Below are 20,070 nucleotides of genomic sequence, written 5' to 3'. Positions count from 1 at the left end.
TCGTCCGTTTTTTGTTTTGAAAAATGTATGATTTTGTTTTTCGATTTTACACAAATTATACATTGTGCTATTGACGATTAAGTTAAAATCGGTTATAATAAATGAAAAAGCTTTGTTTTTTTGGATTAAAACGCTAATGCGTTGAAATAGTAATGTATGTTAGGAGAGTAAAAATGAAAAAAACTAAGATCGTATGCACTATCGGACCTTCCACAGATGACGAAAACATTATGCGTGAGCTTATGAAAAACGGCATGGACGTTGCGAGATTCAATTTCTCACACTCTGACCACAGTGTTCATAAGGCTCGTTTTGAAACTGTATGCAAGCTAAGGGAAGAACTTGGCGTTAATATTGCAACTCTTCTTGATACAAAAGGACCTGAGGTAAGACTTAAAAACTTTAAGGATCACAAGCCTGTTACTATCAAGGACGGCGATACATTCACACTTACCACAAGAGAAGTGGAGGGTGACGAAACTATCTGCTCTATCACATTCCCACAGCTTCCAAAGGACGTTTCTGTAGGCACCAGAATACTTATCAATGACGGAAATATCGAGCTGAAAGCACTGAGAGTTGACAACACTGACATCGTTTGCGAAGTAATCCACGGCGGAGTTGTTTCCGACCACAAGGGTATCAACGTACCTGACGTAAACCTTTCTATGCCTTATATCTCTGACGCTGATATGGCTGACCTTGAATTTGGCGCAAAAATGGGATTTGACTATATCGCTGCTTCATTCGTAAGAACAGGCGCTGACGTTATTTATCTTAGAAAATTTACTCAGAGCCTTGGCTGGTTCAATCCTAGAATTATCGCTAAGATAGAAAACGCTCAGGGTGTTGCCAATATTGACGAGATCCTTGACGCTGCTGACGGAATAATGGTAGCAAGAGGAGATATGGGCGTTGAGATACCTTTCGAGCAGATACCTGCTATCCAGAAAGAGCTTATCAGAAAAGCCTACAACGCAGGCAAGAACGTTATTACAGCTACTCAGATGCTGGAGTCTATGATAACAAACGCACGTCCTACAAGAGCTGAGATAACCGACGTTGCAAACGCTATTTATGACGGCTCGTCTGCTATAATGCTTTCAGGGGAAACTGCCGCAGGTAAATATCCTGTTGAGGCTGTCAAGACCATGAGCCTTATCGCAGAAACGACCGAAAAGGATATCGACTATATCTCACGTTTCAAGAAAAGAGCAGATGAGAGAAATTCATCTATCACTGACGCTATCTCACACGCTACTGTTACAACTGCCCATGACCTTAATGCTGTAGCGATCCTGACAGTTACAAAGGGCGGAACAACAGCAAGAACGCTTTCAAAATTCCGTCCGAACTGTCCTATAATCGCACTTACAACTGACGATACAACATATCATCAGCTCAGCCTTTCATGGGGTATCAGAGCAGGCGTTATCGAAGAGAAAACAAACACTGACGAACTCATCAGACACGCTCTGGAGCGTTCTGTGGAGCTTGGCTATCTGAAGAAGGGCGACCTTGTCGTTATTACAGCAGGAGTACCGCTTGGAATGAGCGGAACGACAAATCTGCTCAAAGTCGAGAGAGCGTAGTTTTTAAGTGAGGAGTGAGGAATGGCAGCGCCATACCGAGCAAATCACCAACACAAAGTAAAAGCACACACGAGTGAAGCGAGCAAAAGGTACAGGGCAAAGCTCTGTCGGAGCTTGAGGCAGAGCCTTAATAGGAACAAGCCTACTAAGCGGTGCAGAAAAGCAATAGAACAATTGCAAAAAAATCAATTACAAAGCGGTGTCGGAGCGGAATGCTCTGCACCGCTTTTGTTGCAAAAAATGTTTGGGCTTTTTGGAGGCGATCACTTTTTTTATTCAAATAATTTTCCGTGAATTGGGTAACCAATTCTAACATATGAAAGAAGTATGGCGTAAGAGTAATATTTCTGAATGTGACTTGACTTTGATTTTGAAGTGTGTTATTATTTTAACATACGAGCGGTAGTATTATTAATAGGTATGCAATACTGAATATTGAGGTAATATGTGCTGCCCGAAATCTTATGTCAGGAGAGTATAAAATGGAAAGACAGTTTTATGACGAATGGGAAGGCTTTAAGCCCGGCAGATGGTCAAACACTTCTATCAATCTTCGTGATTTTATCCAGAAGAACTTCACACCATATGACGGTGACGACAGCTTCCTTACAGGCCCTACAGAAGCAACTACTAAGCTCTGGGAACAGGTAATGGAGCTTTCAAAGAAGGAGAGAGAAGCCGGCGGTGTTCTCGATATGGACACTAAGATCGTTTCTACTATCACCTCACACGGCCCTGGTTACCTTAACAAGGATCTTGAAAAGATCGTTGGTTTCCAGACTGACAAGCCTTTCAAGCGTTCTCTTCAGCCTTTCGGCGGTATCAGAATGGCTATGAATGCTTGCGAGCAGAACGGCTACACAGTTGATCCTGAAGTTGTAAAGATCTTTACTGAATATAGAAAAACTCACAATCAGGGCGTTTTTGACGCTTACACACCTGAGATGAAGCTTGCCAGACACGCTGCTATCATCACAGGCCTTCCAGACGCTTACGGCAGAGGAAGAATCATAGGCGACTACAGAAGAGTTGCTCTTTATGGTATAGACTATCTCGTTGAGGACAAGAAGGATCAGCTTGCTACTTCACTGGTAAGAATGACTTCTAAGAACATCAGACTCAGAGAAGAGCTTTCTGAGCAGATCAGAGCCCTTGGCGAACTCAAGAAGTTGGGCGAGATCTACGGCTACGATATCTCACGTCCTGCTAAGAACGCTAAGGAAGCTATCCAGTGGCTGTACTTCGGCTACCTTGCTGCTGTTAAGGAGCAGAACGGTGCTGCGATGTCACTTGGCAGAACTTCTACATTTATCGATATATACATCAAGAGAGATATGGACAGAGGTATCCTCACAGAGCAGGAGGCTCAGGAGCTTGTCGACCACTTCATCATGAAGCTCAGACTTGTTAAGTTCGCTAGAACACCTGAGTACAACTCACTGTTCTCAGGCGACCCAACTTGGGTAACAGAGTCTATCGGTGGCGTTTCTATCGACGGCGTTCCAATGGTAACAAAGACTTCATTCAGATATCTCCACACACTTGAGAACCTTGGTCCTGCACCAGAGCCAAACATGACAGTTCTGTGGAGCACAAAGCTTCCTGTAAACTTCAAGAAGTTCTGTGCTAAGACTTCTATCAAGACTTCTGCTATCCAGTACGAGAACGACGACCTTATGAGAGTTACACACGGTGACGACTACGCTATCGCTTGCTGTGTATCTTCAATGAGGATCGGTAAGGAAATGCAGTTCTTCGGTGCAAGAGCTAACCTTGCTAAGTGCTTGCTTTATGCTATCAACGGCGGTGTTGACGAAAGACTTAAGATACAGGTTGGTCCTAAGTATCGTCCTGTTACGGGCGATTACCTCGATTATGATGATGTAATGGCTAAGTATGACGATATGATGGAGTGGCTGGCTGGTCTGTATGTAAATACACTGAACGTTATCCACTATATGCACGATAAGTATTCTTATGAGAGAGTTCAGATGGCTCTTCATGACAGAGATGTCAAGAGATACTTCGCTACAGGTATCGCAGGTCTGTCAGTTGTTGCTGACTCACTTTCTGCTATCAAGTACGCTAAGGTAAAGTGCATCAGAGATGAGGACGGAATCGTAACTGACTATGAAGTTGAGGGCGATTTCCCTAAGTATGGTAACAACGACGAGAGAGTTGACAAGATCGCAGTTGACCTCGTTAGAACATTTATGGACAAGATCAGAAAGCACCACACATACAGAGATGGTGTTCCTACAATGTCTATCCTTACTATCACATCTAACGTTGTTTATGGTAAGAAGACTGGTTCTACACCTGACGGAAGAAAGATCGGTGTGCCTCTTGCTCCTGGTGCTAACCCAATGCACGGCAGAGATACTCACGGTGCATCTGCTTCACTTTCTTCAGTTGCTAAGCTGCCATTCAGACACGCTCAGGACGGTATCTCAAACACATTCTCTATCATTCCTGACGCTCTTGGCAAGGACGACAAGGTATTCATGGGCGACCTTGATATCGAAAGCATAGCTAAGGAGCTTAACGAAGATGGGGTTTAATGTTAAAAAGGACGAGGACGAGGCTCAGGTAAACGAGCTTGTTGACGTCATTGACAGACTTATGATGGGCGGTCAGGGTCATCTTACGATAGACATTGACGAAACTGAAGAAGGTCTGAACGTTAAAACTTACAGCACTTCCGATTGTGGCGGTGACGGCAAGACGGCTTGCTGTCAGCCTACAGAAGAGGACGCTGTTGACAGAGATGAAGATTAACTCCCTATTTTAGAAAACGGCGGAGGTTCGTTCTCCGCTTGTTTTCCATAAATACTAAGAAAGGAATGTAATACTATGGCAAACTTTGAACCAACAGAGGCACAGGTAGACAACCTTATCGGACTTCTTGACGGATATGCTGAAAAAGGCGGTCATCACCTTAATGTAAATGTACTTAACAGAGAAACTCTTCTGGACGCTCAGGCTCACCCTGAGAAGTATCCACAGCTCACTATCAGAGTTTCAGGCTATGCTGTAAACTTCGTAAAGCTTACTAAGGAGCAGCAGGACGACGTTATTTCAAGAACGTTCCACAAGAGCCTTTAATTTGAGCTTTGCCGCATAGAATGAGTTTCTTTGCGGATAATATGCACACGGGCGGTCGGCGTCGTCTTACATGGAACTTCTTGTTTTATGTGGATGAGAGTTGCCGCTCGTTTGTTACTTTTTGTGGATAGCTGTGCGGTGATATAAATTTGTGAGCGAGCAGAAACGGGACGTCGAGGGCGCCGTCCCCTACAGAATGGTTTGTGCAGGCTGAACGGGCGTGCGTTCATGCGAAATAAAAAAGGAGGGATATCCCATGGAGGGATTTATACATTCTACGGAAAGCTTTGGTACGGTGGACGGACCGGGGATAAGGTTTGTTATTTTCTTTCAGGGCTGTCCTATGCGGTGTCTTTACTGCCACAATCCTGATACTTGGAAGATAGGTACAGGAACGAAAAGGACGGTTGAAAGTCTGCTGGCGGAATATGACTCGGTAAAAGAGTTCATGAAAAATGGCGGAATTACCTGCACGGGCGGTGAGCCTTTGGTACAGATAGACTTTGTGACGGAGCTTTTTGAAAAGGCTAAGAAAAAGGGGATACACACCTGTCTTGACAGCTCGGGCATCACTTTTACGCCTGACAGCACGGAAAAGTTTGAAAGGCTTTGCAAATGTACTGACCTTGTTATGCTGGATATCAAGCATATTGACCGTGAGGAACACAAGAAGCTTACGGGACATTACAATGACAACATTCTTGCGTTTGCAAAGTTTTTGTCGGAGCATGGTGTGCCTATATGGATACGTCATGTTGTTGTGCCGGGTATCACGGACAAGGAAGAATATCTTTTCAGGCTGGGCGAATTTATTTCTCAGCTAAAGACTTTGAAAGCGCTTGACGTTTTGCCTTATCACACTATGGGCAAGGTAAAGTATGAGCAGCTCGGTATAGATTATCCTCTTGGTGACACGCCGCCTCTTGACAAGGAGGACGCTGTTAAGGCGAGAGATGTTATCATGAGAGGGCTTAAAGCGGCGTTGAAAAAGAGAAAATAGTATTTAGACGAGTAGACTTTGGTCTGCTCGTTTTTTTGTGTAAAAGTATATATTTTTCTCGACAAGTTTTTGAAAATATTCTGCATATTTGGATAATTGACGGCAGGCTTAAAATATGGTAAAATGAATGAGTAAGGAATACAGCAATAGAATATTGTTAAGACAGGTTTATATTGGAAACGCACATTCTCTGAATGATAACGAACAACACAGCGTCTGCGAAAGGGCTGTAGGTTTGATATCATAAGGAGGATTTTTTTATGCCAAAGAATTTGTTTCAGGAGATAGTTTTTACGGTGCTGATGGTGTTTGTGATGGTATACGCCATGATATGCTACAACATTGCACTCAACATTGGCGGAATGTCAAATGCCGTATTTCTCAAGGCGTTTCACGAGCTTGTGATAATGGCTCCGATAGCTTTTGTTCTTGACTTTTTTGCTGTGGGAAAGATAGCAAAGAAAAAGGCTTTCAGCATTGTTGATATGAGAAAGGATAATCCTTTTCATCTTGTGCTTGCCATATCTGTTATCTCTGTTATTTTTATGTGCCCACTCATGAGCCTTGCGGCTACGCTGCTTTTTAAGGACGCAGGCAGGGAAGTTATTGCGGTATGGTTAGAAACAACGGCTATGAACTTTCCTATGGCTCTTTGCTGGCAGCTTTTCTTTGCAGGTCCGATAGTTAGATTCGTCTTCGGACTTATTTTCAGAGAACGTGAACAGAAAAGCGGGGCTGTTTCTGCGGCTGCGGAATAAGGTTTTTACGAGTGGACTTTAGTCTACTCGTTTTTTATTTTACACTGAAAAATAAAAACTAAAAAAAGTGTTAAAAGCCTTTACAAAGGCAGGCGGTTGTGTTATAATAGTAATCGTAAAAATTTGCGTGAAAAAGGAGGAGCTTATAGTGCAGAAGGCGTATCTGATTTTGGAGAACGGTACTATTTTCGAGGGTAAAAGTTTCGGCGCAGCTGGCGAAGCTATTGGCGAAATTGTTTTTACTACGGCCATGACAGGCTATCTCGAAACACTTACTGACCCTAGTTACTACGGACAGATAGTTGTTCAGACATTTCCGCTAATTGGTAACTATGGTGTTATTCCTGAGGATTTTGAAAGTGAATGTCCTCATGTTAAAGCTTATATTGTTAGAGATTGGTGTCAAGAGCCTAGCAACTTCCGTTGTGAGGGTGATCTTGACACTTTTTTAAAGCAGCATAACATCGTTGGTCTTTACGGTATCGACACTCGTCAGCTCACAAAAATAGTTCGTGAGTCGGGTGTTATGAACGGAAAGATCGTTCCTGAGGGTTCAAGCTTAGGACTGACAGATCTGAAGAACTACACGATAGTTGAGGCTGTAAAGAACACGACCTGCTCGGAGGAGAAGACATTCGAGCCTGAGGGAGAGGTCAAGAGAAAGGTAGTGCTTTACGATTTCGGTGCAAAGCACAACATTGGAAGAGAGCTTGTTAAGAGAGGCTGCGAGGTAACTGTTGTTCCTGCTTATACTAAGGCAGAGAGGATAAAGGAGCTTGCACCTGACGGCATAATGCTTTCAAATGGACCTGGAGATCCTGCGGAGAATGTGGAGATAATCGAGGAGCTTAAAAAGCTTTCTGAGATGAAGATACCTACTTTTGGAATTTGCTTGGGTCATCAGCTTTTGGCGCTTGCACATGGTGCGATGACACACAAGCTGAAGTATGGTCACAGAGGTGCGAACCAGCCTGCTGAGAACACTGAAACAGGCAGAGTTTACATAACATCACAGAACCATGGATATGCAGTAGAGAACGATTCGCTCCCTGAGGGTGAAGCAAAGGTGCTTTATGTAAATGCCAATGACGGCACTTGTGAGGGTATCAGATATCTCAACGAGCCTGCATTTTCTGTACAGTTCCACCCAGAGGCTTGTGGTGGTCCGCATGATACTGACTTCTTGTTTGATGAGTTTATTGAGCTCATTGACACTAACAAGAAGTAAGCTCTGATTTTTTGAAGTATAGAAATTATTGATCTCAGTTTCTGCAACAGTAGGGGCGAACAGTGTTCGCCCGTGGCTGACGGAATGTGTTTGATATGACTATTGTAGTGTTCATTATTCGAGCGGCTTTTATATGGGGCGGTCGTGATAGTGAACGGGCGAACGCTGTTCGCCCCTACATTATGTTTTACTGAGGTCGTTAAGCTTTAACACAGAGGGCTGCTGGGTGCGGTTTTCGAGAGTGTGAGAAGGGATAACTCCTCACTCCTCACTCCTCACTTTCAGTGTTTCCCTAAACTTTTCAGAAAGGATTGAATTTAAGTGCCTTTAAATAAAGATATAAAGCGAGTTCTCGTTATCGGCTCGGGTCCTATCGTTATAGGTCAGGCTGCAGAGTTTGACTATGCAGGTACACAGGCTTGCCGTGCGCTCAAGCAGGAGGGCCTTGAGGTTATTCTTATAAACTCTAACCCTGCTACTATCATGACGGACAATGCTATGGCTGACAAGATATACATTGAGCCGCTTACTCTTGAAACTGTTAAGAGAGTTATCAAAAAAGAACGCCCTGACAGCCTGCTTTCTACCCTTGGCGGTCAGACGGGTCTTACGCTTTCTATGCAGCTTGCTAAGGAGGGATTCCTTGACAAGTATAATGTTAAGCTTCTTGGTGCTAACCCTGAAACTATCGACAAGGCTGAGGACAGACAGATGTTCAAGGACACTATGGAGTCTATCGGTCAGCCATGTATCCCTTCAAAGGTCGTTAATACTGTTGAGGACGCTGTAGACTTCGCTAATCAGCCTGGTATCGGTTATCCTCTTATCATCAGACCAGCCTTTACACTTGGAGGTACAGGCGGCGGTATAGTTAATGATGAAGAAGAACTGAAAGAGATCACAAGAAACGGTCTTTATCTTTCACCTATCACTCAGGTGCTTGTTGAGAAATGTATCGCAGGCTGGAAAGAGATAGAGTTCGAGGTAATGAGAGACGCTAAGGGCAACGTTATCACTGTTTGCTCAATGGAGAACTTTGACCCTGTTGGTGTTCACACAGGCGACTCTATCGTTATCGCTCCTGCTGTTACGCTGGCTGATAAGGAATATCAGATGCTCCGTTCTGCGGCTTTGAAGATAATCGATACTCTTAAAGTAGAGGGTGGCTGTAACTGTCAGTTCGCTCTTAACCCTGACAGCTTCGAGTATGCTGTTATCGAGGTAAACCCTAGAGTTTCACGTTCTTCCGCACTTGCTTCTAAGGCGACAGGTTATCCTATCGCTAAGGTCGCAGCTCAGATAGCTATCGGATATACTCTTGACGAGATAAAGAATGCTGTAACAGGCAAGACTTATGCTTGCTTTGAGCCTGCCCTTGACTATGTTGTTGTTAAGCTCCCTAAGTGGCCTTTCGACAAGTTCGTTTATGCTAAGCGTGAGCTTGGTACACAGATGAAGGCTACAGGTGAGGTTATGGCTATCGGCTCTACTTTTGAGCAGGCTATAATGAAGGCTGTAAGAGGTGCTGAGATAGGTCATGACTGCCTTATCTCACCTAAGATGCTTGACCTTGATGACAAGACTATCCATGACAGACTTTCTGACTGCACAGACGAAAGACTTTTCGTTGTATACGAGGCTCTCAGACGTGGCGTTTCTGTTGATGAGATACACAGCATCTCTAAGATAGACGAGTGGTTTCTCTACAAGCTCTGCAAGCTTATCGACATGGAAAAGACACTCAAAAATGACTTCAACGAGGAAACTTATCTTGAAGCTAAGAAGATAGGCTATACTGATAAGGTCATTGAGAAGATAACCGGCAAGAAGATAGAAAAGCCTGTTCATGCTGTATTTAAAATGGTTGATACCTGTGCGGCTGAGTTTGCGGCTATGACACCTTACTTCTACTCAACATATGACAACGAGGACGAGGCAAGCGAGTTCATTGCAAACAGAGGTCATGACAGAAAGACTGTTATAGTATTCGGTTCAGGTCCTATCAGAATAGGTCAGGGTATCGAGTTCGACTATGCGTCTGTTCACTGCGTATGGGCTTTGAAAGAAAAGGGATATGACGTTGTTATCGTAAACAACAACCCTGAGACAGTTTCAACTGACTTTGATACTGCTGACAGACTTTATTTCGAGCCTCTTACCGACGAGGACGTTATGAACATCATCAGAGTTGAGAAGCCTGTCGGCGTTGTTGTGGCATTCGGCGGACAGACTGCTATCAAGCTTACAAAGCATATGGCTGAACATGGTGTAAACATTCTTGGTACTCCTCCTGACGCTATCGACGCTGCTGAGGACAGAGAGAGATTTGACGAGCTGCTTGAACAGCTGAAAATAAAGAGACCTCAGGGCTTCACTGTTATGACTTGTGACGAGGCTCTTGAAGTTGCAAATAAGATACATTATCCTGTTCTTATGAGACCTTCTTACGTTCTCGGCGGACAGAACATGATAATCGCATTCAACGATGACGATATCAAGGAATACATGGCTATCATTCTCGACCAGGGAATCGAGAACCCTGTACTTATAGACAAGTATCTTATGGGTACTGAGCTTGAGATAGACGCTATCTGTGACGGCGAGGATATCCTTATCCCTGGTATCATGGAGCATATCGAGAGAACAGGTATCCACTCAGGCGACTCTATTGCAGTTTATCCTGCATGGAACGTTTCTGACAGCCTGATAAACAGAATTATCGAGTGCTCAAAGAAGCTTGCTATCGCACTTAACACAAAGGGTCTTGTAAACATTCAGTATATTGCATACCATGACGAGATATATGTTATCGAGGTAAACCCACGTTCTTCAAGAACTATCCCTTATATCTCTAAGGTAACGGGCGTTCCTATGGTAGACCTTGCTACTAAGTGTATGCTGGGCGAAAAGCTGAAAGACATGGGCTACGGCACTGGTCTTTACAGAAATTCACCATATGTTGCGGTCAAAGTTCCTGTATTCTCATTCGAGAAGCTTATCGGCGTTGACAACCACCTTGGACCTGAGATGAAGTCAACAGGTGAGGTGCTTGCAGTTTCTAACTCCCTCGAGGAGTCACTGTATAAGGGTCTTACTGCTGCTGGCTATAAGCTTGGCAAGAAGGGCGGAGTATTCATCACTGTCAGAGATTCTGACAAGGGCGAGATACCACAGACGGCTAAGATGTTCGCTGACCTTGGATTTAAGATATACGCTACAAACGGCACTGCTAAGGTGCTTCATGAGCACGGCATTGACGCTGAGGTAGTGGCTAAGATACACGAGAACGAGGACAACAACACTCTCACGCTTATCGAGAGCGGAAAGATAGCTTACGTTATCTCTACTTCTTCAAAGGGCAGAATACCTACAAGAGATTCTGTTAAGATAAGAAGAAAGACAGTTGAGTGGAACATTCCTTGTCTGACTTCTATCGACACTGCAAACGCTATTGCGGCATCTATCAGAAGTAAATACACTGAGTCAACTACTGAGATAGTTGATATCAACAACATGAGAACTGAAAAGCAGACATTTGAGTTCACAAAGATGCAGGGCTGCGGCAATGACTACATCTACTTCAACTGCTTTGATCAGAGAATAGACAATCCTGAGGGTCTGGCACTCAATCTGTCTGACAGACACTTCGGTATCGGCGGTGACGGTGTTATCCTTATCTGCCGTTCAAAGGTCGCAGACGCTAAGATGAGAATGTTCAATCTTGACGGTTCTGAGGGCAAGATGTGCGGAAACGGTATCAGATGCGTTGCTAAGTTCATGAGAGATAACGGCATTGTTGACAAGGACGAAATGACTATCGAAACACTTTCGGGTATCATGACAGTTTCACTTATCCGTCACTACGGTGAGGTAAGCGGTGCTACTGTAAACATGGGCAAGGCTATTCTTGCTCCTCACCTTGTTCCTGTTGAACTTGAGCCTGACGAGAACGGCAGGGTAGTTGACAGAAAGGTGAACATTGCAGGAAATGACTACAACATCACCTGCGTTTCAATGGGCAACCCACACGCTGTTGTATTCATGAACAATGTTGACAGCCTTGACATTGACAAGGTAGGTCCTGAGTTCGAGCATGACAAGATATTCCCTGAGAGAGTGAACGCTGAGTTCATCAAGGTGATCGATGACCACACACTCAAGATGAGAGTATGGGAGAGAGGCTCCGGCGAAACTTGGGCTTGCGGCACCGGTGCTTGTGCAGCAGCAGTTGCGGCTGTTCTTAACGGATTCTGCAAAAAGGACGAAGAAATATCTGTTATACTTAAGGGAGGCACTCTTAAGATAAGATACACAGACGAGGCTGTATATCTTACAGGCGACGCTGTAACAGTATTCTCAGGTCACATCGTAATGTAAATTTCGCAGCGGACACTGCGTTAAAAAAGCGGCAGCCGCAGAGCGTTTTGAATGTGCTTTGCGGCTGTGTGCGTTTTATAAGTTTGACCCGTGAAACTTCGGGTCGCAAAAATGAAAAGGAGTTGGAATTATGCCAAGTATAAACGAAAATTTTCTCAAGCTGGAAAAGAATTATCTTTTTATAAACATTGCCAAGAAGGTAAAGGCTTTCACTGAGGCTCATCCTGAGGCTGACATTATCAGAATGGGTATCGGCGACGTTACTCAGCCTATCGCAAAGTGCGTTGTTGAGGCAATGAAAAAGGGTGCTGACGAAATGGGCGTCAAGGAAACATTCAAGGGCTATGAGGACAGCGGTGCAGGATATGACTTCCTGAAAGAGGCTGTTGCAGGCTACTACAAGAGTTTCGGTGTTGACATTCCTGCTGACGACATCAGGATAAACGACGGTGCAAAGTCTGACTGCGGAAACATTGTTGACATTTTCGGTGACGACAATGTAGTGCTTATCACAGACCCTGCATATCCTGTATATGTTGACACAAACCTTATGAACGGCAGAAAGGTAATTTATGCTGATTCAAACGAGGAGAACAACTTTGCGGCTATGCCTGACGAGAACGTAAAGTGCGACATTATTTATCTTTGCTCACCTAACAATCCAACGGGTTCTGTTTACACTAAGGAGCAGCTTAAAGTTTGGATAGACTATGCAAAGAAGAACAACGCTATCATCATTTACGATTCTGCATACGAGGCATTCATTACCGAAAAGGACGTACCAAGAAGTATTTTTGCTGTTGAGGGTGCAAAGGAATGTGCTATCGAGATGTGCTCACTTTCAAAGACAGCAGGCTTTACCGGTATGAGATGCGGATATACAGTTATCCCACACGAGCTTGTTGTTAAGGCATCTGACGGCAGCGAAGTATCTATCGCTCAGCTTTGGGGCAGACGTGAAGGCTCAAAGTTCAACGGTGTATCATATCCTGTTCAGTGTGCTGCTGCGGCTGTATTCACTGAGGAGGGTCAGAAACAGACAAGAGCCAACATTGAATACTATCAGAACAACGCAAAGGTAATGGCTTTCACACTTGACGAGCTTGGTATCAAGTACACAGGCGGCAAGAACTCGCCATACATTTGGCTGAAATGCCCTAACAACATGGGTTCATGGGAGTTCTTTGATTATCTTCTTGAGAATGCAAATGTTGTTGGCACACCTGGCGCAGGTTTTGGCAAGAACGGCGAAGGCTGGTTCAGACTTACTGCTTTTGGTGACAAGGACAGAACTGTTGAGGCTATGGAGAGAATAAAGAAGCTGCTTTCTAAGTAGTGAGGAGTTAGGAGTGAGGAATTATTCTTGCTTTTACTCTGATATTCTCGGATAGGTTTTATATGATTTTAAAAGGGCGGTTTTGACCGCTCTTTTTTTGTTCGCAAATTCTACCGCCGCAAAATCGCTTCGCTCTTTGCGGGGTGGGGTTTTAAAATGAGATAGTAAAAGCGGTGCAGATTTTTTACTCCGACACCGCTTTGTTATTTGCTTTAGTTTGTGTTTCTTCTACTTGGTAGTGGCTCTTTGCTAGGTTTGGCTATGCCATTCCTCACTCCTCACTTCTCACTTTGCCTACACCTTTATTCTCCGATACTCTCCCGGAGTCATATTTTCATACCGTTTGAATACCACGGAGAAATAAGATCCGTCCTGAAAGCCCGTTTCATCTGATATCTCACCTATGGTCTTGTTGGAATACACAAGCAGATCCTTTGCGTGCTGTACCCTTACTTGCGCAAGATACTCCATAGGTCTGAGCTGAAAATTTTTCTTGAAAAGTCTGCATAAGTGCTGCTCGGATACTCCTGCGATTTTTGCAAGCTCGTTAAGCTTTATTTGCTCCGGATAATGCTCTTCAATATACTGCAATACGTCTGCCAAGGCAACAGATTGTGCGGTATAAAATGACGAAAGCCTGTTATCAGCTATTTTACGATATTCTATAAGAAAGTCGTAAAGCTGTGCTGAAGCGTAATGATTGCCATAAAGCTTATCACTTTTCAGAGTATAATAGATGCGTGTTATGATACGGCGTAATCTGTCCATATCTACCCCTTGAATGGCGGTGAACTTATTAAGCTTCCACTGCTCCAAGAGGGGAATGACCTGTGAGCCGGAAAAGGCTATCCAATCCAGATACCACGCATCGCTTAGCGCATGATACTCATGAGGACAGAATGGGGGGATATAGAAAACAGTATCGGGCGGTATTTTTGTGGTTTCTCCGTTTATTATGACCTCGCCCTCCCCTGAGCGTGACAAAAATATTTGTGGGTACTCGTAGCCATCTGCACGTTTTATTGGAAACTGCCAGCTTTCAAGTCCCAGACCTACCACATAAAAGGGCAGGTTTTTTTCGTCGCCTATGACGGGATATATCTGTTTGTACATTATTCTGCACCCCCAATTTACATATCTTTATAATACCACTGGGTTTGGGGTTTGTCAAGATAAAACTATTCTTTTGCTGAGCTTTTAAAGAAAAGCGAAAAGATAAAGGCGAATGTCATGGCTGCAGTTATACCTGCGGCGGAGGCGGTAAGTCCCCCTGTGAAAATGCCTAGGAAGCCTATTTTATCTATCTGTTCACGGACACCGTTATAGAGAAGATAGCCGAAGCCCGTGAGAGGGACAGTTGCGCCACAGCCTGCGAGGTCTATAAGTGGCTTATAAAGTCCCAGCGCACCCAGAAGCACGCCGCCTGTGACGTATGCCACCAGTATTCGTGCGGGGGTCAGTTTTGTGAAGTCCATAAGCACCTGTCCTATGGCACAAAAAAGACCTCCTATAAGAAAAGCCCATAGATAGTCCATTAGATTGCTCCTTTCATATCTTTTTCCCCTGACAGCCACACGAGATGTGAGATAGAGGGGATAGATTCCCCTTGCTGATTTACTGTTGGTGACATTAGCGCACCCGTGGCAGCAAAGAGGATATTTTTTATTTCACCTGCACGGAGCTTCGGGAGAAAATAGCCGCACAGAACGCTTCCTGCACAGCCACAGCCGCTTCCCCCTGCGTGGATATCCTGCTCGTCAAAGTCATAGAGCATCATGCCGCAATCTTTATGATTGTCACGGATATTTATATTTTCACGCCCGAAAAGCTCACAGAGAATACGGCTTCCAACTTTGCCAAGGTCGCCTGTGACAATATAATCGAAGTCGGAGGGGGTCATGCCTGTGTCGGTGAAAAATGTGCTTATGGTGGAAAAGGCTGCAGGTGCCATGGCTGCACCCATGTTGTTGGCATCGCTCACGCCCCAGTCAACTATTTTTCCGATAGTACAGCCCCTGATGTAGGGGGGCTTGTCCGAGGGGGCAACCACCAATGAGCCTGAGGCTGTGGCTGTCCACTGAGATGTGGGAGTGCGCTGTCCACCGTAGTTGAGGGGAAAGCGGTACTGTCTTTCAGCGGTGCAGAAGTGGGAAGATGTGACCGCCATTGCTTTTTTTGCGAGGTCGTTGTCAACGAAAAGAGAGGCGAGGAGAAGTCCCTCCGCCATGGTGGAGCAGGCTCCGTAAATGCCGAGAAAGGGCATTTCAAAGGCTCTCACGCCATAGGTAGTGCCGACACACTGATTTAGCAGGTCACCGCCGAAAAGCACGTCTATATCCTCTGGGGAGAGGGCGGCTTTATCCAAAGCGTGAAGCACTGCCTGCTTTTGAAGCTGACTTTCGCCCTTTTCAAAGCTATCTGTGGATAAATAGGGATCGTCATTTATTTTGTCAAAATAGTCGCCCAAAGGTCCTTCGTTTTCTTTCTTGCCGCCTATGGCTGCGAAAGAGATGACAGAGGGTGAGGTTTTCATAAGCTTAGTGGCTTTCATTTTATCACTCCTATTGATGAATATCGTCATTTGATGTTATTTTCTACATTGCAGATGAAAATATGCAAAAAAAGTTTGGTGTTTTAAACGTAAACTTAAAACTATCTTAAAATAAGCTTGTTTTGATCTCAAAATCGTTGACATATTCACAAAAAAAAGATATAATTAAATAGTCGATTTATTGTTGATTATGTAGTGTTTTGTTAAGTGGTATGTGTGAAGGGAGGATATGTCCCGTCGGGGGCATAGTTTTAGATGAAGAAAAATGAAGATAAGCCGGTGGTCATAAAGCTTGACCGAAAAAAAATAAAGCAGTCGGCTAAAGGCAGGGTGAAGCGAAATTATATCGCCTGCATAGCAGTGTGCTTCATAATGGTATTTATTGCAGGAGAATATGGCTCGACCACGCAGAATGTGTCAAGCTATGATAATTCTCACGTTGCTGATCTTAAATATGACGCCGAAGATAAGGAAGAGATCATTGAGGATATGATTAAAAATGGTCTTACGGCAGAGCAGGTCAGTGACAAGTGGCAGATAGACAATCCTGATGCTGTAAAAAAATGGCTGGACGCTTATAAAAAATACGGAGTTGACGGGCTAAATTCAAAGGAAGTCACGTTTTTTGGTTCATCAAACGATACTTCTAATCTGGAAGCACTGGCAGACGCTTTTTCTTTTAGCCGAAATGCAAAGGAAAAGGCACAGACCTATCTTAATGACAGGCTCAATAATTTTACAGCCTCTGCTTCGGTTTATTTTGACAGTGCAACAAGCTCTAATTCCTATCAGTTTTCATTGCTTACGGCGATAATGAATGTTTTAGGAAAAAAATCCACATGGGATACTATAGTTTCATTCGTGTATTTTATTTTCCAGTTGATGTTCACCATATTCATAGTTAATGTGCTTTGGGTATGTGAGAGAAGATTTTTCCTTGAAAATCACACATACAAGAAAACGAAGATAGGCAGACTAGGCTTTCTTTTCCGCGAGAGAACGCTTCACCCTGCAAGGACTATGTTTGTAACCAGCATATATCAGACCTTATGGGCGTTTACTATCGTGGGATATCCTATAAAACATTATGCCTATTCAATGGTGCCGTTCATATGTGCGGAAAACCCTAACATCAAGACGAGAAAGGCAATAAAGCTTTCTATCGCCATGACTAGGGGATACAAGTGGCAGCTTTTTAAGGTGGATCTTTCTATGATAGGCTGGACACTGCTTTCGAGCATATCGTTCGGTGCGGTGGGAGTATTCTGGTCTAACCCATATACAACTGCGATAGACGCAGAGGTGTATTTACAGCTAAGGCGTGAGGCTATCAAGAACAAGATAGAGGGCTATGAGGAGCTTAATGACAAGCTGCTTGACCTTGACCTTCTGGAAGAGCTTATGGCTGAGGAAGCTGCACAAAAGGGCGAAAATCCGGACATTGTTAGAAGCATACCGATATGCACGATAAAAGTGCCTGAAAATAATGAGAATGGGGGCGATGAATAATGGAGAGAACGCTGACGCTTGACGATCTGCGGGAATTTGAGCAATACCCCGGTCTTGCGGTAGACAGAAAGGCGCATTTCAGCCGATTTGCCAACAAGACTATAGTTCACCGTGACTATCACAGAAACTATACACTCATGACGTATATACTGCTGTTTTTCATATTCGCATTTATAGGTTGGATATGGGAAGTGGGCATACACATCGTTGAGGACGGAGTTTTCGTCAATCGAGGAACCATGTTTGGCCCATGGCTTCCTATATATGGTTTTGGCGGTGTGTGCGGTATCATACTGCTGAAGCGGTTCATAGACCACCATGTGGCGACTTTTTTCCTTGTCGTGGGGTTATGCTCGGTGGTCGAATACGTAACGAGCTGGTATCTTGAAACGTTCAAGCACATGAAATATTGGGATTACACGGGATATTTCTGCAACATCAATGGCAGGATATGTCTTGAGGGAGCGTTGATATTTGGCTTTGCAGGCTGTGCAGGAATATACATCATGGCACCGTTTTTTGATGATCTTTTGAAGAAGATACCATTCAAGGCAAGGTTTGCGGCGTGTGTGATACTTGTTGTATTATTCTGTTGTGACGCTGTTTACTCAAAGGCTAATCCTAATCAGGGCAAGGGCATAACTGATTATGCGGCTTACAATCTGCCTTTTCACAGGGTCGTGATTAGTGAGGAGTTGGGTGTTAGGAGTGAGGAATTATTATTGCCGCACTCTGATATTCTCAGATAGGTTTGATATGATTTTTAGAAGGGCGGTTTTTGACCGCCCCTACGGATTTTTGGGGATATAGAAAAGCGGTGCAGAGTTTTCACTCCGACACCGCTTTGTTTTGTTCTTTATTTGGTGTTTGTGATTTGTTCGGTTTGGCTATGCCATTCCTCACTCCTCACTCCTCACTCCTCACTCCTCATTCCTCATTTAACTAGAGCTTTAATCCAAAGCTTATTGATAATGCCGAATTTACTGCGGACATGGAGCTTACGTCAAGTGTTCCCATTTTCTCCTTTAGCCTTTTCTTGTCCAATGTACGGATCTGTTCCAACAATACCACGGAATCTTTCGCTAGTCCGCAGGTGCCACCGCCAACTTCTATATGTGTCGGCAGTTTCGCTTTATCAAGGCGGCTCGTTATTGCCGCTGCTATCACTGTGGGTGAATGCTTATTGCCTATGTCATTTTGTACTATCAGCACCGGTCGCATACCGCCTTGCTCTGAGCCTACCACTGGGCTGAGATCTGCATAATATATATCGCCCCTGTGTACAGTCACTTGTAAACACTCCTATTCTATGGGCTTTCGCCTTGATTTGCAGGCTTTTGCTCCTGCTTGTTCCTATTATTGCCTTATTATCGGGGTATTATACCAAAGTATCTATTTTGTTACAAGGTGCAGGGCTGTTTTATTTTATGCGGCAGCAGTGCTTTGGGTGAAAAGTCAGTATTGGTTGACTTTTCACGGTCAAAGTGATATACTTAACATAGTAAATAAAGGCGTAATGCCTTGAAAGGAATGATTCTATGAGCGAAGGCTGCACACATGATTGCGAAAACTGTGCTTCAAAATGCTCTGATAAAAAGAGCTTGAAAGAGGAGCTTAATGCTGCGAGCTCTGTGAAAAAGGTATATGCAGTAATGAGTGGAAAGGGTGGCGTAGGCAAGTCTTTGGTGACAAGTATGCTTGCAGTAACGGCACAAAGACGTGGTTTTAAGACCGCTGTGCTGGACGCTGACATAACAGGCCCGTCTATACCGACAGCGTTTAATATCCACGAGAGAGCTAATACCAATATGTATGGCATTATCCCTGCGGTGAGCAAGACTGGTATCGAGATAATGAGCCTTAATCTGCTGCTTGAGAATGAAACTGACCCTGTTGTATGGCGTGGACCTGTTATCGCAGGTGCAGTGAAGCAGTTTTGGACAGATGTGGCATGGAACGACGTTGACGTGATGTTTATAGATATGCCACCTGGAACAGGCGACGTGCCACTGACAGTTTTTCAATCCATTAAGGTTGACGGCATAGTTATCGTCACTTCGCCACAGGAATTGGTTTCCATGATAGTCGAGAAAGCGGTGCATATGGCGGATATGATGAAAGTACCGGTGCTTGGAATAGTGGAGAATATGTCATATTTTGAGTGTCCTGATTGTGGAAAGAAGCATAATATCTATGGTGAGAGCCATGTGGACGAAGCGGCAGTGAAGTTTGGTATCGACGCTGTGGCGAAAATGCCTATAGACTCGAAGTTTGCGAAAGCTTGCGATAATGGTGAGATAGAAGAAGTCGAGGGCGGCTGGTTGGATACGATCGCGGATAAACTTCTCGGTTAAAGTGAGGAGTGAGGAGTGAGGAATGGCATAGCCAAACCGAACAAATCACAAGCATAAAGTAAAAGTCAACACCGAGCGTAGCGAGAGATAAAACGCAGGCTCAAGCCCGGCGTTAGAGGGCTTGCAGGGTCAAGGGACAGAGTCCCTTGCGGAGCTTGAGGCAGAGCCTCAATAGGCGTAAGTCTACCAAGCGGTGCAAAAAAAGTAAAGAAGAAATATAAAGTAGTGATTAAAACAAAGCGGTGTCGGAGCACAAAACT

The 20,070-nt window shown here is 44.3% G+C and carries 16 protein-coding genes; 12 read left to right on the top strand and 4 right to left on the bottom strand.

Translation table 11 applies throughout. From position 1 onward, the window contains the following. Positions 1 to 173 precede the first annotated feature (173 nt). The 9 genes from pyk (at position 174) to AB5627_RS06055 (ending at position 13,396) form a co-directional block, all read left to right on the top strand. Entirely contained in the window at positions 174 to 1,592 is a 1,419-nt protein-coding gene (gene pyk / locus AB5627_RS06095) for a pyruvate kinase (protein ID WP_046439974.1), read from the top strand. A gap of 482 nt (positions 1,593 to 2,074) precedes the next feature. After that, positions 2,075 to 4,153, top strand: coding sequence for a formate C-acetyltransferase (gene pflB, locus AB5627_RS06090; protein WP_278634642.1), 2,079 nt, complete (start codon positions 2,075 to 2,077; stop codon positions 4,151 to 4,153). Beyond that, entirely contained in the window at positions 4,143 to 4,370 is a 228-nt protein-coding gene (locus tag AB5627_RS06085) for a hypothetical protein (RefSeq protein WP_022287417.1), read from the top strand. Before pflB ends, AB5627_RS06085 begins: the two co-directional genes overlap by 11 nt. Positions 4,371 to 4,445: 75 nt before the next feature. Then, positions 4,446 to 4,697 (top strand): autonomous glycyl radical cofactor GrcA3, encoded by a 252-nt coding sequence (gene grcA3 / locus AB5627_RS06080; protein WP_022287416.1) that lies wholly within the window; start codon positions 4,446 to 4,448, stop codon positions 4,695 to 4,697. A 256-nt stretch (positions 4,698 to 4,953) separates the two neighbouring features. Beyond that, on the top strand, positions 4,954 to 5,697 hold the full coding sequence (gene pflA, locus AB5627_RS06075; RefSeq protein WP_256320260.1) for a pyruvate formate-lyase-activating protein: 744 nt from the start codon (positions 4,954 to 4,956) through the stop codon (positions 5,695 to 5,697). 260 nt (positions 5,698 to 5,957) lie between these two features. Beyond that, on the top strand, positions 5,958 to 6,455 hold the full coding sequence (locus AB5627_RS06070; protein WP_265290543.1) for a DUF2798 domain-containing protein: 498 nt from the start codon (positions 5,958 to 5,960) through the stop codon (positions 6,453 to 6,455). Positions 6,456 to 6,600: 145 nt separating this feature from the next. Continuing rightward, on the top strand, positions 6,601 to 7,683 hold the full coding sequence (locus AB5627_RS06065) for a carbamoyl phosphate synthase small subunit (protein ID WP_302838402.1): 1,083 nt from the start codon (positions 6,601 to 6,603) through the stop codon (positions 7,681 to 7,683). A gap of 321 nt (positions 7,684 to 8,004) precedes the next feature. After that, positions 8,005 to 12,060, top strand: coding sequence for a carbamoyl-phosphate synthase large subunit (gene carB, locus AB5627_RS06060; protein ID WP_081856044.1), 4,056 nt, complete (start codon positions 8,005 to 8,007; stop codon positions 12,058 to 12,060). Between the two features lie 130 nt (positions 12,061 to 12,190). Then, positions 12,191 to 13,396 carry an LL-diaminopimelate aminotransferase gene (locus AB5627_RS06055; protein ID WP_022287411.1) on the top strand — a complete coding sequence of 402 codons (1,206 nt, stop codon included), beginning with the start codon at positions 12,191 to 12,193 and terminating at the stop codon, positions 13,394 to 13,396. 294 nt (positions 13,397 to 13,690) lie between these two features. On the opposite strand, the gene AB5627_RS06050 is transcribed toward AB5627_RS06055, so the two are convergent. The 3 genes from AB5627_RS06050 to AB5627_RS06040 all read right to left on the bottom strand — a co-directional run bounded on the left by AB5627_RS06050 (position 13,691) and on the right by AB5627_RS06040 (position 15,947). Next, positions 13,691 to 14,509, bottom strand: coding sequence for an AraC family transcriptional regulator (locus AB5627_RS06050; protein ID WP_051706839.1), 819 nt, complete (start codon positions 14,507 to 14,509; stop codon positions 13,691 to 13,693). A gap of 65 nt (positions 14,510 to 14,574) precedes the next feature. Next, on the bottom strand, positions 14,575 to 14,931 hold the full coding sequence (gene spoVAE / locus AB5627_RS06045; protein ID WP_022287409.1) for a stage V sporulation protein AE: 357 nt from the start codon (positions 14,929 to 14,931) through the stop codon (positions 14,575 to 14,577). Then, positions 14,931 to 15,947, bottom strand: a complete 1,017-nt coding sequence (locus tag AB5627_RS06040) for a stage V sporulation protein AD (protein ID WP_022287408.1) — start codon at positions 15,945 to 15,947, stop codon at positions 14,931 to 14,933. The genes spoVAE and AB5627_RS06040 overlap by 1 nt, the downstream gene beginning before the upstream one ends. A gap of 255 nt (positions 15,948 to 16,202) precedes the next feature. On the opposite strand from AB5627_RS06040, the gene AB5627_RS06035 reads away from it, so the two are divergent. After that, positions 16,203 to 17,456: a DUF975 family protein gene (locus AB5627_RS06035; RefSeq protein ID WP_302837558.1), complete on the top strand. Its 1,254-nt coding sequence runs from the start codon at positions 16,203 to 16,205 to the stop codon at positions 17,454 to 17,456. After that, positions 17,456 to 18,205, top strand: coding sequence for a putative ABC transporter permease (locus AB5627_RS06030; RefSeq protein WP_022287406.1), 750 nt, complete (start codon positions 17,456 to 17,458; stop codon positions 18,203 to 18,205). The genes AB5627_RS06035 and AB5627_RS06030 overlap by 1 nt, the downstream gene beginning before the upstream one ends. A 193-nt stretch (positions 18,206 to 18,398) precedes the next feature. Here the strand turns inward: AB5627_RS06030 and AB5627_RS06025 are convergent, their stop codons facing one another. Further along, the gene (locus tag AB5627_RS06025; RefSeq protein ID WP_022287405.1) at positions 18,399 to 18,746 is read right to left on the bottom strand and encodes a type II toxin-antitoxin system PemK/MazF family toxin; all 348 of its coding nucleotides are present in this window, start codon (positions 18,744 to 18,746) and stop codon (positions 18,399 to 18,401) included. A 248-nt stretch (positions 18,747 to 18,994) separates the two neighbouring features. Here AB5627_RS06025 and AB5627_RS06020 point away from each other — a divergent pair, with 248 nt between their 5' ends. Then, entirely contained in the window at positions 18,995 to 19,810 is an 816-nt protein-coding gene (locus AB5627_RS06020; RefSeq protein WP_265290546.1) for an Mrp/NBP35 family ATP-binding protein, read from the top strand. Positions 19,811 to 20,070: the final 260 nt, after the last annotated feature.

This window comes from Ruminococcus sp. RTP21198st1_G1_RTP21198_201120, assembly GCF_040924265.1.
GTDB lineage: Bacteria > Bacillota > Clostridia > Oscillospirales > Ruminococcaceae > Hominimerdicola > Hominimerdicola aceti.
Note: the sequence above shows the minus strand (reverse complement) of the source record. Positions and strands in the feature narration are given on the sequence as shown.